Annotated in this window: 11 protein-coding genes; 5 read left to right on the top strand and 6 right to left on the bottom strand. The window is 41.1% G+C overall.

The annotated features are described in order from the left end of the window. Nucleotides 1-37 precede the first annotated feature (37 nt). On the top strand, nucleotides 38-2,572 hold the full coding sequence (locus JQC92_RS03780; RefSeq protein WP_204998400.1) for a M14 family zinc carboxypeptidase: 2,535 nt from the start codon (nucleotides 38-40) through the stop codon (nucleotides 2,570-2,572). A gap of 139 nt (nucleotides 2,573-2,711) precedes the next feature. Here JQC92_RS03780 and JQC92_RS03775 read toward each other — a convergent pair whose 3' ends face one another. Then, the gene (locus JQC92_RS03775; protein WP_204998399.1) at nucleotides 2,712-3,314 is read right to left on the bottom strand and encodes a hypothetical protein; all 603 of its coding nucleotides are present in this window, start codon (nucleotides 3,312-3,314) and stop codon (nucleotides 2,712-2,714) included. A 165-nt stretch (nucleotides 3,315-3,479) separates the two neighbouring features. Further along, nucleotides 3,480-4,223: a ComF family protein gene (locus JQC92_RS03770; RefSeq protein ID WP_239480331.1), complete on the bottom strand. Its 744-nt coding sequence runs from the start codon at nucleotides 4,221-4,223 to the stop codon at nucleotides 3,480-3,482. A 49-nt stretch (nucleotides 4,224-4,272) separates the two neighbouring features. Between JQC92_RS03770 and bioH the strand changes: the two genes are divergently transcribed. Both bioH and JQC92_RS03760 read left to right on the top strand, forming a co-directional pair. Then, nucleotides 4,273-5,046 carry a pimeloyl-ACP methyl ester esterase BioH gene (bioH, locus tag JQC92_RS03765; protein WP_204998398.1) on the top strand — a complete coding sequence of 258 codons (774 nt, stop codon included), beginning with the start codon at nucleotides 4,273-4,275 and terminating at the stop codon, nucleotides 5,044-5,046. Between the two features lie 65 nt (nucleotides 5,047-5,111). Then, nucleotides 5,112-5,606: a hypothetical protein gene (locus tag JQC92_RS03760; RefSeq protein ID WP_204998397.1), complete on the top strand. Its 495-nt coding sequence runs from the start codon at nucleotides 5,112-5,114 to the stop codon at nucleotides 5,604-5,606. Nucleotides 5,607-5,627: 21 nt separating this feature from the next. On the opposite strand, the gene JQC92_RS03755 is transcribed toward JQC92_RS03760, so the two are convergent. Beyond that, nucleotides 5,628-7,958, bottom strand: a complete 2,331-nt coding sequence (locus tag JQC92_RS03755) for a Tex family protein (protein ID WP_204998396.1) — start codon at nucleotides 7,956-7,958, stop codon at nucleotides 5,628-5,630. 165 nt (nucleotides 7,959-8,123) lie between these two features. Here JQC92_RS03755 and greB point away from each other — a divergent pair, with 165 nt between their 5' ends. After that, nucleotides 8,124-8,600 (top strand): transcription elongation factor GreB, encoded by a 477-nt coding sequence (greB, locus tag JQC92_RS03750; protein WP_204998395.1) that lies wholly within the window; start codon nucleotides 8,124-8,126, stop codon nucleotides 8,598-8,600. An 802-nt stretch (nucleotides 8,601-9,402) separates the two neighbouring features. Here the strand turns inward: greB and JQC92_RS03745 are convergent. From JQC92_RS03745 to zntR, 3 genes are all read right to left on the bottom strand, one after another. Next, the gene (locus JQC92_RS03745; protein WP_204998394.1) at nucleotides 9,403-11,247 is read right to left on the bottom strand and encodes a hypothetical protein; all 1,845 of its coding nucleotides are present in this window, start codon (nucleotides 11,245-11,247) and stop codon (nucleotides 9,403-9,405) included. Nucleotides 11,248-11,393: 146 nt separating this feature from the next. After that, nucleotides 11,394-12,575, bottom strand: coding sequence for an SO_0444 family Cu/Zn efflux transporter (locus tag JQC92_RS03740; RefSeq protein ID WP_204998393.1), 1,182 nt, complete (start codon nucleotides 12,573-12,575; stop codon nucleotides 11,394-11,396). A 2-nt stretch (nucleotides 12,576-12,577) separates the two neighbouring features. Next, nucleotides 12,578-13,042, bottom strand: coding sequence for a Zn(2+)-responsive transcriptional regulator (gene zntR / locus JQC92_RS03735; protein WP_204998392.1), 465 nt, complete (start codon nucleotides 13,040-13,042; stop codon nucleotides 12,578-12,580). Between the two features lie 269 nt (nucleotides 13,043-13,311). Here zntR and purH point away from each other — a divergent pair, with 269 nt between their 5' ends. Next, nucleotides 13,312-14,898, top strand: a complete 1,587-nt coding sequence (gene purH, locus JQC92_RS03730) for a bifunctional phosphoribosylaminoimidazolecarboxamide formyltransferase/IMP cyclohydrolase (protein WP_204998391.1) — start codon at nucleotides 13,312-13,314, stop codon at nucleotides 14,896-14,898. Nucleotides 14,899-14,937 lie beyond the last annotated feature (39 nt).

Genomic DNA, 14,937 nt, shown 5'->3' with positions numbered 1-14,937 from the left:
CCGCATAAAAATTCAAAACAAAAAGAATGAACACACTATGATTAAGCCTCTTACACGCTCATTACTATGCGGTGCATTATTGTCCGCAGGTTTTAGCCTTTCAGCTCACGCTGACATAAAACGCACCTTTGAATTGCCGGATGCACAGTATTTGCAGCAATTACCTACACCTGAAACTTTATTAGGTTACCCACTAGGAAAATGGCACTTACGCCATGATCAGCTCAATCAATACATTAAAACACTCGCAGAGAACAGTGAACGAGTAACGCTTGAAGAAACCGGTTTTTCTCATGAACAACGTCAGCAGTTGTCATTAGTGATTTCTTCAAAAGCGAATCAACAAAACCTAGATAAAATCATCAACGCTCGTGGTCAAGTTAAAAACGGTAAAAGTTCAAAAGGTCCTGTCGTTATTTGGTTAGCCTATTCCATTCATGGGGATGAAGCCAGTGGCTCACATGCGGCAATGGCGTTGAGCTATTACCTAAGCGCAAGTAAAGAGCAATGGGTACAAGATTTACTCGATGATGCAATCGTGATCATTACTCCTAGCCAAAATCCTGATGGCATGGACAGATTTGCAACTTGGGCAAACAACAACCGCAGTAATACTTTGAATACTGACCCGAATAATCGTGAGCACCACCAACATTGGGCTCGTGGTCGGCTAAATCACTATTTAGCCGATTTAAATCGAGATTGGTTGTTCTTACGTCACCCTGAGTCTCAAGGCCGAGTGGCACTTTTTCATAAGTGGCAACCGCATTACGTCGGTGATTTTCATGAAATGGGCCACCGTTCAAGCTATTTTTTCCAGCCTGGTGTACCGAGTAGAACTCACCCATTAACACCACAAAAAAACCAACAGCTCACCGATAAAATCGCGAACTATCACCGCACAGCATTAGATAGTCTAGGGCAAGCGTATTACAGCAAACAATCTTTCGATGACTTCTTCTATGGTAAAGGCTCGACCTATCCTGATATTAACGGTGCTATCGGTGTTCTATATGAACAAGCCAGTGCGCGCGGTAAAGCACAAACCTCAATGAATGGGGTGGTAACGCTAGAGCGTGCGATTCAAAACCAATTCGCAACTTCACTTTCAAGCCTAAAAGGCGCATTTGCTGTCAGAAACGAGTTACATCAATACCAAAACGACTTCTTTGCTGAAAAAGCTTTCAAGTCAGGCAGTCAAGACGGTTGGTTAATGACCACGAGAAATGACAATCAACGTCGTGATGCATTTGCTGAAATGCTGAAACAACATAAAATTCAATTTTCTTACTTAACGTCTAATGTGACAGAAAATAAACAGAATTTCACACCCAATGACAGCTTATTCATTCCAAGCCAACAACCTCAAGTGGATTTAGTGGCAGCATTATTTGATAAGCGTACAAACTTTAAAGATGCCACTTTCTATGACGTCTCAAGCTTTGATATGGCAGCCGCATTTAATTTGACTGTTGTAGATGACGCAAGTTTATCAGCCAAAAAGCTCACTTCATCAAAGCCAAATCAAGTCGAAGTTAACATCCATGATGATAGCGTTGCAGTATTGGTTGATTGGCAGCAAGGCAGTGCCGCACCTTGGTTACAACAAGTGTTAGCTCAAGGTGTGATTGTAAAGTTTACTGTAAAACCATTCACAGCGAATAATAAACAAAATTTCGGGGCTGGTAGCCTACAAGTAAATTTGACTCAAGATAACTTATCAAGAAAACAAATTATCCGAGTATTGGAAACAGCGGCTCGTATTCATGCAACGCAACTTGCCCAAGTAAACACTTTTGCAGCAATCAGCGGTGGTGATTTAGGTAGCCCAGATGTGCAACAAGTACTACCTGTTACACCACTATTGCTCACTGATGGTAGTACAAACCCAATGGAAGTCGGTCAAGTTTGGAATTATCTGGATAATACTCTCCAGATGCCTGTAACGCTATCTGATACCCGCAGATTGAGCCGCATAAATACGAATCAATACAGTCACATTATTATGGCCCATGGCAATTATGGTGAGCTCGGAGATAAACAAGCTGAGCAATTGAAAGCGTTTGTCCGCCAAGGTGGAACCATCATTGCGATGAAAAGTGCCAATAGCTGGTTGAAAAAACACGGATTGATTAAAACTGACTTATTTGACCGTAAACAGGCTGATGCTTTGTTTGAAACCGATGGGTTAAATTTTGCGGATAGAGCTAATCTACGTGCGAAAAAAACCATTGGTGGGGCAATTGTTAATCTTGACCTCGATCTCACTCACCCACTCAGCTTTGGTTTAAATAAACCACAACTTAAAGTAATGAAAAAAGGCACCTTAGCTTTCAATCAGCCAAACAAGCCTTTTGTCGTAGCAGCCGATTATAGTAAAGACACACTGTCGAGTGGCTTTATGGCTTCGAACTATCAATCGGTTTACCCAAATAAATCCGCATTTATTGTGGAAAGAATCGGGCGTGGGCGTGTGATTGGTTTTGCTGATAACCTTCTGTTCAGAAATATCTGGTTAGGGTCAGAGAAAGTTGTTGCTAACGCACTGTTCTTTGCGCCGAGCTCTCTATAAGATAATCGTTAGCGCAGCACACATGCTGCGCTAACTCGTTATGAGTGATCATCCTGTATTAGGAACACTCAAAGCCTCTAAATCGACATAAAATAGAAGGGTTTAGACTTCATTATCGTCAATGTAAAATTTCAAGAACTTATGATTTTACAGTATTATTCCACTGCATTGCTTTAGATAAATCACTGATAATTCCTTTGGCATCAGTTTCTACTCGTTGAAGTGTTCCTGGAGGTAATTGTCCACTTAGAATTTCTCCAGCGACACCAACTAAGTCCACAATATCACCTGAAGCATTTTTCGCCTGTATCATTGCATTAAGGATATCTTCACCAAAAGGTTTTCCATCTTGCGCCAGTTGCTCTATGTTTTCTTTAAGTTTTGAAGCATCATTTTTTAGTGCCTCAATGTGCTTCTGATTGATCACGCCTTTAAGAGGATTTTTTCCTTGTTCAATATCATGAACTGCATCCTTCATTGCTTCCTTCAAGCCACCGTCTTTTTTAATCTGTGCAACAATGTCTTCGCCAGCCCCCACCGCTTGATGAGCCATATCTGCCACAGCATGCAGGCCATTTTTGATGTCTTTACCAACCGCCTCGACATCATTGGTAATTTTTGGACAATGTCGATGAAAAAAATCAGCTAAAGCAGAGTGCTTGCTATCATCCCAGCCGTCACTGGCAGGTTTAACTGAAGTTTGATCAACTGAGCTTGCTGAAGTATTACTGACCGTAGTCATAACTGACTCCTCGTAAATTAACGTACCAATACCTTCATTAGTTTCAAAAGCAACAGTACTAAACAGCGCTTTAAAAATGAGGTTCAAATAACACAAATACTTACCTTTAAATATACCGTTGCAAATTATTGAACAAGAATTAGTTCAGAAGTTGTAAGTAATCCTTCAGGTATTCAGGTCAGGTGCTTCAGCTCTCGCCAAACACCACACTTGAACATCAATATTTCGCCTTTGAAAGCATTGAGCAATTTCATTGACCGTTGTCCCCGTTGTAACCACATCATCAACCAGAGCAATACGCTGATAGGCGAACTCATTATTCAATTCGAATGCCTCACTGATGTTTTTTCTTCTTTGCTTTCCATCTAAACCGGCTTGCGCCTGCGTGTCTTTTACTCTGATGAGAACATCATCAATTAAAGGAAGAGCCAATAATTGACTCAATTGCGAGGCGATTAACCATGCTTGGTTATAACTGCGCTGTTTCAAGCGATTAGGATGAAGTGGCACTGGGATGATCGCCTGTGGTAATGAGTACCAAGACTGCTGTTGCAACTCTAGAACGCTTTTCGCTAACTCATAATTTAATGCATTTAATACTGCGAATTGCTTCTGGTATTTCATTGCAGCGATCCAAGTACCTAATCCATCGTGATAACTACAAGGAGCAATAATTTTTATCGGTTCTAATTTTTGGCATCCACCACAATAAGGCAAAAGGTAGCATTCTCCGGGTTCGGCAATGTTGATACCACACCCTAAACAAACAGGCTGTTGATAGATGCCACTTTTCAAGCAAACTGCGCATATGCCTTGTTCATCACTCTGTAAACTTTGACGACAGGCAATACAACGATTTGGCAGAAGTCTGAGCAGTGACTTTAGTCCGTATTGCCACACTCTTTGCATTGAATTTTCGATATAATGTCACTCCATTGAATTATTTCGAGCACTATTAATGACACATTCTCCACTTCATATCGAGTCTATTGGACATGGGAAAGATATCGTGATGCTTCACGGCTGGGGAATGAACAGCGGTGTTTTTACGCCACTGCAATCAGAATTAGCTCACTTTCGAGTGCATTATGTCGACCTGCCAGGTTACGGCTATAGTCAGTCTAAATCAGGAAACATCAATGAATGGGTAAAGATGATCGCAGAAAACACACCGAAAAATAGTGTCTGGTTAGGGTGGTCATTGGGAGGATTAGTGGCTAAAACCGCAGCGTTACACCACCCTGAACATGTTAAAGCCCTTGTGACAGTTGCATCATCGCCCTACTTTGTTGCAGAACCGCAAAATCAATGGCCAGGAATTGATGCGAAAGTACTGACGACGTTTGCTAATCAGCTCAATTTAGATGTCAAAACGGTCATTGAACGGTTTCTTGCGATTCAAGCTATGGGCAGCGAAACCGCAAAACGAGATATTAAGTTACTAAAAGAACACGTTTTGTCACGCCCTTTGCCAGATAAAGCCGCACTAGCCCAGGGCCTACAATTTTTACAGCACGTAGATTTACGTGAACAACTTGAACATATTTCGCAACCTTGGTTACGCATGTGGGGCAGGCTCGATGGTCTAGTACCTCGTCACTTACCGCCAAAAATGCCACGTCATCATGGTGATGTTACGGATCATGTCATCAAAAAAGCGTCCCACGCTCCTTTCTTTTCACACCCACAAGAATTTAGTGAAGCACTGCTTAACTGGTTAAAAAACCTTTAAAAACGAGGCAAACACGACTATTATTCATACTAACAAGGAGCAAATATAGCGTTAGGATAATCGTCATGGCTATCATTACCAATTACCCAAATGTACCTATTGTGACCACCAACGTTGCAACAGATTCAGTACGTAATGATAATGAACACAAATCCAGCGTTGCTCCCACCGACAAAGTCAATAAGCTCCATGAAGAACGTGCAATTGATCCTGAAAAAGAACATGATTCCAACCAACAACATCATGAACAACAACATCATGAACAACAACATCGACAATCAGCATCTACAGATGAAGATGATGTTTCTCTATCAGAAGAGTTAGAAAAAGAAAGTGTAAAAGCACAAGAGATGCTGGCTGTAAAATATGCGGCCCTATCGCGCAAAGATATCAAAATTTATGCAAAAGCGACGGACTCAAACCACAGTGAAACAAGTGACTTGTCTGAAAATGAAAACGTCCTCAATCAAGAGGACGTTAAACAAGTCAAAAAAAATCTAAATTCCGCTTATCAAACTCAAGAAAGCAAACCTAAGTCTAAATTGAGTGAATGGGGTTAACCACTCAGTCAATCAAAGTCACTATTTCTTCATCTTTGCAAACGCTTCAGCAAAGGCATTACCCATCGCTTCATTTTTTTGTTGTTTCGGTTTATGAGAATGTGATTTCTGACCTTGATTTTTATGTTGTGGTTTCGAATTTTGTTTATGGTTACTTGCTTGTTTTTGTTGTCCAGCTTGTTCATCTAAGCGCATACTTAAACCAATTCTCTTACGGGCAACATCCACTTCCATGACCTTCACTTTAACCACATCGCCAGCTTTCACAATCGTATGTGGGTCACTGACAAACTTATCCGTTAATGAAGATATGTGGACTAGGCCATCTTGATGAACACCAACATCAACAAAAGCACCAAAGTTAGTCACGTTAGATACCACGCCTTCTAGGATCATGTTAAGTTCTAGATCCTTAATTTCTTCAATACCGTCTTTAAAAGTTGCGGTTTTAAACTCGCCACGAGGGTCACGCCCTGGTTTATTCAGCTCAGTAATGATGTCATTAATGGTAAATTCACCAAACTGTTCAGTCACAAATGTCTTAGATTCGATACCCTTTAATAAATCACTATTACCGATTAAGTCAGCGACACTAACCTGTGTTTGCTCAGCGATTCGTTCAACAACGTTATAAGCCTCAGGGTGAACCGCCGAGGCGTCCAGCGGATTCTTACCATCACGAATTCTTAAGAAACCTGCGGCTTGCTCATAAGCCTTAGGACCTAAACGAGCGACTTTCAATAGTTGTTTACGATCACTAAAGGCACCATGCTCATCACGAAACGCCACTACGTTTTTCGCCAACGTTTTACTAAACCCAGCCACTTGGGCCAGCAAAGCCATTGATGCCATATTTAAATCGACACCCACAGAGTTAACACTGTCTTCCACCACGGCATCTAGAGATTGTGATAATTGACTTTGGTTTACATCATGTTGGTATTGACCCACACCGATAGATTTTGGTTCGATTTTAACCAGTTCAGCCATTGGGTCTTGCAGACGACGAGCAATAGAAACCGCCCCACGCAATGACACATCGAGATCAGGAAACTCTGCAGCCGCCAATTCAGATGCCGAATATACCGATGCTCCTGCTTCACTCACCATAACCTTAGTGACTGATGAATGCTTTTCTTTCACGGCGGCTATGACTTCTGATGCCAACTTATCCGTTTCACGAGAGCCAGTACCATTACCTATGGCTAACAGCTCAACCTTGTGCATATTCACTAAGTTAGCTAGAGTTTTAACTGATTTGTCCCATTGCTTTTGCGGCTCATGAGGAAAAATTGTTGTGTGTGCCACCAGCTTGCCGGTTTTATTTACGATGGCAATTTTTACACCAGTACGTAGGCCTGGGTCCAGACCCATTGTGGCCTTTGCACCAGCAGGTGGTGCCATCAATAAATCATTCAGGTTACGGGCGAAAACGTTAATTGCTTCGGACTCTGCACGCTCACGCAATGATGCGATGAACTCATTTTCCATCTGAAGCGCAATTTTTACGCGCCAAGTAGCATTCACTACTGTTTTTAACCACTGATCTACAGACGAATCACTGAACTTAAGATTAAAATGTTCGGCGATAATGACTTCACAATAACTGCCAAGTTTCGCCTCTGAGTTTGGATCTGCATTCATTGAAATGGAAAGTAACCCTTCATTACGTCCACGCAGCATGGCTAAAGCTCGGTGAGAAGGCACCTTATCCATCAACTCAGAATGTTCAAAGTAATCACGGTATTTAGCTGCGTCTTTCTCTTTACCTTTGACTAATTTACTTTCAAGAGTGCAGTGATTATTTAATTGCTTACGGATCTTTTGCAGCAAGTCTGCATTTTCTGCAAAACGCTCCATTAAAATAAATCGAGCACCGTCCAATACCGCTTTAACATCTGCGAAGCCTTTTTCTGCATTTACACATTCAGCCGCTTTGGTTTCAAGATCGGCGGTGCGATGTTCAAATAAGAAATCCGCCAAAGGCTCAAGCCCTGCTTCAATTGCAATTTGCCCTTTAGTACGACGCTTTGGTTTGAATGGCAGATATAAATCTTCAAGCCGAGTTTTGGTATCCGCTTGCTTAATTTGAGCTTTCAATTCAGGCGTTAATTTGCCCTGAGCTTGGATACTCGATAACACCACTTCACGACGTTCATACAGATCTCTTAAATAGCCCAAGCGTGAATCTAATGTCCTCAGTTGAGTATCGTCTAACGCACCTGTTATCTCTTTACGGTAACGGGCAATAAACGGTACAGTTGAACCTTCATCTATTAGCTTGATGGTGGCGTCAACTTGATTTTTTGAGACATTCAATTCATCGGCGATGATCTGAGAAATGGTTTGCATAAACTCTCGTTCTTTATAACTGCAATTTAATGAGGGCTAACCATATCACAATCGTTTTGAAAATTTTATCTTTGTACTTTATTCGCTCAACTAAACAACAACCGGATTGATCTCAAGCTGATTTTTGACGATCCTGTCACTAACTTTTAAACCGGAATGATACCATTGCGAACAAACTTGATTACGCCTGAAGGCATGGAAAAGCTCAAAAAAGAGTTAGATTATTTATGGCGAGAATACCGACCAGAGATAACTAAAAAAGTGGCTTGGGCTGCGAGTCTTGGTGATCGCTCTGAAAATGCTGATTACAAAGAAAATAAACGCTTACTGCGCCAAATAGACAGTAGAGTGCGTTTCTTGCGTAAGCGTATTGAGGCACTCACGGTTGTCCATCATGCCAAAGAGCAACAAGGCAAAGTTTACTTTGGTGCTTGGGTAGAAATTGAGAACGAACAAGGTGAGACGTTGAAATTTCGCATTGTCGGTCCCGATGAGATCTATGGCGAAAAAGATTACATCTCCATCGATGCCCCAATGGCGCGGGCTTTATTAAAAAAAGAAGTGGATGATGAAGCGGTGGTCATTATACCAAACGGTGAACAAGTTTGGTTTATTAATGTGATTGAGTACAAAGCCAAGTAGCGAGCTCAAAGCAATCACTAACAAACTGTTAGTTAGGCGTCTAGGAAGCACCGATAGAAAATTTAAATTCCAAAACGCCTAGGGGCTGTTGATCTTTGTTTAATAATTCAGCTGAGCAATAAATCGCCTTAATCGAGGCGGAAATAGTGCAATTTAGTCATCTAAATAAACTATTTTTAACACAGAGTAAGGCGATTTAGACTCAGCCCGTAGGGCAATGGTTATTTTTAACGCTATCTGCATTGTCACTGCGCTCATTTAGAAGAACTAAATAACGCTTGTTCCGCTTTGCTATCGTCAAAAATAATCATTGCTGAAAATATCAACAAAGATCAACAGCCCCTAATATGAATACTGTGATGTCTAAATATAAAAGCAGTTAGTACATATACCCATATACTTGAAGATGCATGTTTCAGGACTTTTTCAGCGCCAATTCTTTGAGGCGCATTAGCGAAGGAATATCGGGATTCTTTCGAGCTAATGTAACAAAGAAGAATTGGCGCTTAGAAGTCCACGCAGTGCGAGTTGCACAGCTTGCTACTCTTCGTTGCCAGTGCTAACAATAGCTCACTATTGCCGCACACTGTCACCTTAATTAACAAGTTGTGCATTCTCGCTGAAATCGAGCATCTTCAGGTATCATGGGTATAAAACGTGATAACTGCTTTTTCTAGGTTAAAATAATTTGGATAACGGTATTAATAGTGCTGCCAGTAAATGTGATTTTCGTAATTATATCCGCTTTAACGAATCAAACATATAAACTGAACACTCACAAGTAGCACTGATATAAAGTCAATTATTTACAAGTATTTAATGATGAATCAACAAACTTCCAGGGTTTGTTACCATCAGACTTATTACCAAAGTTTTCATCAGGGGTCTCTCCAGCATTCGCATACCAAATATTTTGATATTTATGGCCTTGATAATTTACTGGCTTTGAACACCCTGGATAACTTTTACTTGGATCCCAGTTACCTGGTTTCACTGGATCAGGTTTTGGCGCAGGCTTATAATCACCTACCGATATATCACAAGTGCTATTTTGGAAATTTACATTCATTTGCTTAGTTTTGATGTTGTCAGGTGATGCCGTAATATCTTTAAACGCATCAACCGCTTCTTTAGTACAATAAACTGAACCGTCTGACATTCTAATGATATTAGCATTCGAAGCGATGGTCATTTCAGCACCTGGATTTAAGTAATTATTATTTAAAACATTGCCAGCAGGATCTTTAGCGACAAAATACATTTGTCCACTGATATTCGGCGCAGTATAAATATGCACCAAAGAATCGTTATTAGGATTATCTTCATTTGAACTTGTAGCTGAAAAGTCAGCCTTTGTTAAGTGCTCAATATTTGATATTGCGCTATCAACCACTTTGAATATAGATTGTCGTTCAGACTCTGATGCAAGGCTGAATGTTCTATTACTGGATATATCCATATTAGCCATTGCAGATCTAAATGCACCATCAACAATTTGATTACTAATAATCGTTAAGCTGTCTTTGCTAGGATCACTTTTATATGACAATTTACTCATACTTTTAGCGAAAACATTCTTTAGCTCATTAATTGAAATAACTACATTATTTTTGATATTAAGGCCATACTTTGATAAATCTTTACCAAACAACTGGTCAGCATAAAAAGACACTTGCCTTGGATAACGATAGTAAGTATCTCCTCCTGAATCTTTCGTTCCAATAGCTGCACGATAATCACTTGGATTCAATGAATAATCATTTAAGCTTGCTAGCTGACTGGGATCTTGGTTGGTGCAAACATTAAGGTAAGATGAAAATACAGGGCTGTAATCACCAGCATTATAAATAACATTCATAATAAAATCTGTTACTCGTAAAGCATTAGGATTTTTCGCAAGTTCAGGGTTTGTCATTTCCCCCCAACACTTTTTCCAGGCATCTCGATTTACATACCAGTTTGTTGCTGACTCTATATTTAGGCGATTAACATCGTTAAAATGATAAAAAGCAGTTGCCATAGGACCAAAATACAAATTATCTAATGAATCAGGTCCAACATTTTCTGTCTGCTTACCACTGTCTTGATCATCAATACTGTATCCCAAGGTTGTGCGCAAAGCATCATAATTAACAATCCCCAACCCACCCTTTGCAGTGGCAAAAGGTAACTTCTTACTATAATCGTTGATTTGATACGGACCACCTTGCCCTGCAATTAGATAAGATTCTTTTATCGCCGGATTATTAATATCATCATTTTCGGCGAATTTAGTATTTATGCGCGTTTTGTCTAAACCAGATTCCTGCAACAACTGCCCTAACATGGTGCCGATCATATATTCATTGTTGAATTGAAGCTTTGGATATTTTTCTTTCATCAGATGCGTATACATCACACCAGCAATTAAATTCGAGGCAATAATGGCGTGAGAAAAATTATTATTGATTAGATGACCATTACTGTCCTTACTCTGAATGTTAAATACATCTAAATCACTATCTGATGCTGAATAAGGGAAATGTGTATGAAAGATTATTTTATTGGAAGAATTAACGTTTGGGGTATTTTCTGCTTGGCTTATGCCTGGTAAAAAACTGAATGAAAGTACTGAAGCAATAGCAAGCATTATTGGACTTTTTTTCATAAGACGACCCTAAGAATTGATCAATGTTCGTCTTTAGATCTAAAGTAAATATTGACTGTTTAAAAGCTAAATCAGGCTCTTTGAATAATCTTTAATTCTCTGACAATAATAAATTAAGGAAAATCCAAAGAATGCCTTTCTTTTAGTTACGAACAACAATCCTTAGGCTTAGATTTCAGCGGCAATTTGTCGTAGATCACTTTACCCATAAGCAAGGCTAAGACAATACCACTGATCGCCACCACACTTTGCGGTAACATTGCGTGCTGCTCACCGATTTGTGGTGCCACCACAATGCCGTACTTTTCGACCACAAAGTCAGTAATAAAGCCCGCAATCACTGCAACACCAATCACGCCACTTAAATAGCCAAATAATGCACGTTTACCTAACTCTTTCGTGACTACACCTAACGTCGCAATATTGGTCGCAGGGCCTGCAAGCATAAACACTAACACTGCCCCCGGTGAAATACCTGCAAGCAGTAATCCCGCAGCAATGGGCGTTGATGCCGTAGCACAAATATACATAGGAACTGAAATCGCAATCATCACCAACATGGCGATAATGCCGCTACCATGCTGTGCTAAGAAATCTTCAGGTACGTAGGTTTTGACCACAGCAGCAAAGAAAATACCGACTAATAACCAAATCGTAGTATCACGAACTAAATCGGTTGCCGCATATTTAATACCTGCAATAATTTTTGCAAAAAAGCCTTGTGGAGACTCAGCTTGTGAATGGCTATGTCCATGATGTTCGTGACTTTCAGACTTCGAACTACAACAACTCGACTCCGCTTTCACAGACTCTTGCTTTTGGCTACTACAACCACTTTCAGCTTTCACTGGTTCAACTTTTTTAGTGCTACAACAACTGGATTGAACGTCACCTTTTGATTCTGCTTTAGACTCTTGTGTGATCACATCATCCTTACTGTCTGGCCCCACCAACATTCCTGCGACAATAGCACTGATCACTGCGGCAATCGGGCGAACAATGGCCATAAAAGGACCAAGCAAAATATAAGATACGCTCACAGAATCAACACCCGTTTCAGGAGTCGAAACCATAAACGTTGTGGTCGCTGCTTTTGACGCACCCGCGCGTCTTAGGCCGACAGCAGCAGGAATAACGCCGCATGAGCACAAAGGTAATGGCGCCCCAAATAACGCCGCCTTGATTACCGTTTTAAAACCGTAACCGCCCAATTGCTTGTTCATCCACTCCATCGAAACGAACATTTTTAACAGACCAGCAATTAACAACCCAAGGAGTAACCAAGGTGCTGACTCTAAAAATAACTCTAGAAAATTCTCAACCAACATGGTCACTTCTCCTCTGCATCATGGTGCAATACTTTATCGCAATGGTGAACATGGCGATGTTCTTTATAACTGTCATCTAACGCTTCCAAAATTGAGCAGTACTCAGCACTTTCATCACCACCACAACATGAGTCTGAAAGCTCTTTCAATCCTTTTTGAAAACGCTGTAATTCTGCAATTTGTGCGGAAATTTTATCCAATTTAATATCGACTCGACCTTTCACATCAGCGCAAGCCCATTGAGACTTATTCATTTCTATCGACACAAGTTCTTGAATTTCGTTGAGTGTAAAACCTACACTCTTAGCCCGAATGATAAACTTCAGCAACACAGCATCTTGTTCGCTGTACATCCGATAACCCGACTCTGTACGAGCCGAAGGCGACAAAAGTCCGTGTTTTTCGTAGTATCTAAGCGTGTCAGACTTCATATTGAATAGGTCTGCCAACTCTCCAATTCGATACATTTATTCATCCTGTTATGGCGTCAGTATTTCAGAGTATAAACCTTGGAGCTTAGTCCAAGGTCAAGGTTTTCGATTAAAACAATTTTGAAAACACTGAATTTCGGCTTACTTAAGGGCAAAAAGCTCAGAAAAAAAACCAGAAATAAAGGATTTACGATAGAATAGCGACCGCTGACGAAGAGGTACTTTCGAGGGCTTTTTGGAAAGTAGGCGGCCGACGCTTATTTTCCGAAAAATCCTTGAAACTAAAATAAGATTAAGTACCCACAATGAATAACGCCAGACCTATTCGTCGCGCACTACTGAGTGTATCTGATAAAACCGGTATCCTAGAATTTGCTCAAGCATTACATACGCTAGGAGTTGAAATTCTATCAACAGGCGGCACTGCCAAGCTATTAGCTGATAACAATGTGCCTGTCATTGAAGTGTCTAATCACACAGGTCATCCTGAAATTATGGACGGCCGTGTTAAAACGCTGCACCCTAAAATTCATGGTGGCATTCTAGCCCGTCGTGGTGTTGATGAAGCCGTTATGGCCGACAACAACATCGCTGGCATCGATCTTGTTGCCGTAAACCTTTACCCGTTTGCTCAAACCGTTGCCAAAGAGGGTTGCACCCTTGAAGATGCGATTGAAAACATCGACATAGGCGGCCCAACTATGGTGCGTGCTGCAGCAAAGAACCACAAAGATGTCACCATCGTGGTAAATGCCGATGACTACGGTCGCATATTGGCAGAGCTTGCTGACAATCATGGCAGCACCACCTACGAGACTCGCTTTGATCTCGCCATTGCGGCATTTGAACATACCGCGCAATACGATGGCATGATTTCAAATTACTTCGGTACTAAAGTGCCTGCGCACTTTGATAATGTGACTGAAGATTCTAGATTCCCACGCACTTTCAACACCCAAATGGTGAAGAAACAAGATTTGCGTTACGGCGAAAATAGCCACCAGCAAGCCGCATTTTATGTTGAAAACAACATTTCTGAAGCTTCTGTTGCTACCGCAACTCAACTGCAAGGTAAGGCGCTTTCATACAACAACATCGCCGATACAGATGCAGCACTAGAGTGTGTTAAAGAATTTGAGCAACCAGCTTGTGTGATTGTAAAACACGCAAATCCTTGTGGTGTGGCTTTAGGCGAAGACATTCTTGAAGCCTATAACCGCGCATTCAAAACCGACCCAACCTCCGCATTTGGTGGCATCATCGCATTCAACCGTGAATTAGACGAAGCAACAGCAAGTGCTATCGTTGAACGTCAGTTTGTTGAAGTGATCATTGCCCCTAAAATCAGCGAAGCTGCAAAGCAAGTAGTATCAGCCAAAGTAAATGTGCGTTTACTTGAGAGCGGTGAATGGTCACAAGCATTATCAGCGCTTGACTATAAGCGTGTAAACGGTGGCATGTTAGTACAAGACCGTGACCAAGGTATGGTTGCAGAGTCAGAGCTAAAAGTGGTTTCAAAACGTCAACCAACAGCTGAAGAAATGAAAGACCTAATGTTCTGTTGGAAAGTGGCTAAGTTCGTTAAGTCTAATGCAATTGTGTATGCCAAAGACCACATGACTGTCGGTGTGGGTGCAGGCCAAATGAGCCGCGTGTATAGTGCAAAAATCGCAGGCATTAAAGCAGAAGATGAAGGATTAACGGTTCCGGGTTCAGTCATGGCGTCAGATGCCTTTTTCCCATTCCGTGATGGTATTGATGCTGCTGCGGCGGCGGGCATTACTTGTGTCATTCAACCTGGTGGTTCAATGCGTGATCAAGAAGTCATTGACGCTGCTGATGAACATGATATGGCGATGGTATTTACTGGTATGCGCCATTTCCGTCATTAATTTTTAAGCTTTAATAGTCATACTCGCGAAAGCGGGTAT

The organism is Parashewanella hymeniacidonis, from assembly GCF_016900895.1.
Classification (GTDB): domain Bacteria; phylum Pseudomonadota; class Gammaproteobacteria; order Enterobacterales; family Shewanellaceae; genus Parashewanella; species Parashewanella hymeniacidonis.
The sequence above is the reverse complement of the archived record's forward strand: the minus strand, read 5'-3'. Positions and strand labels throughout refer to the sequence as shown.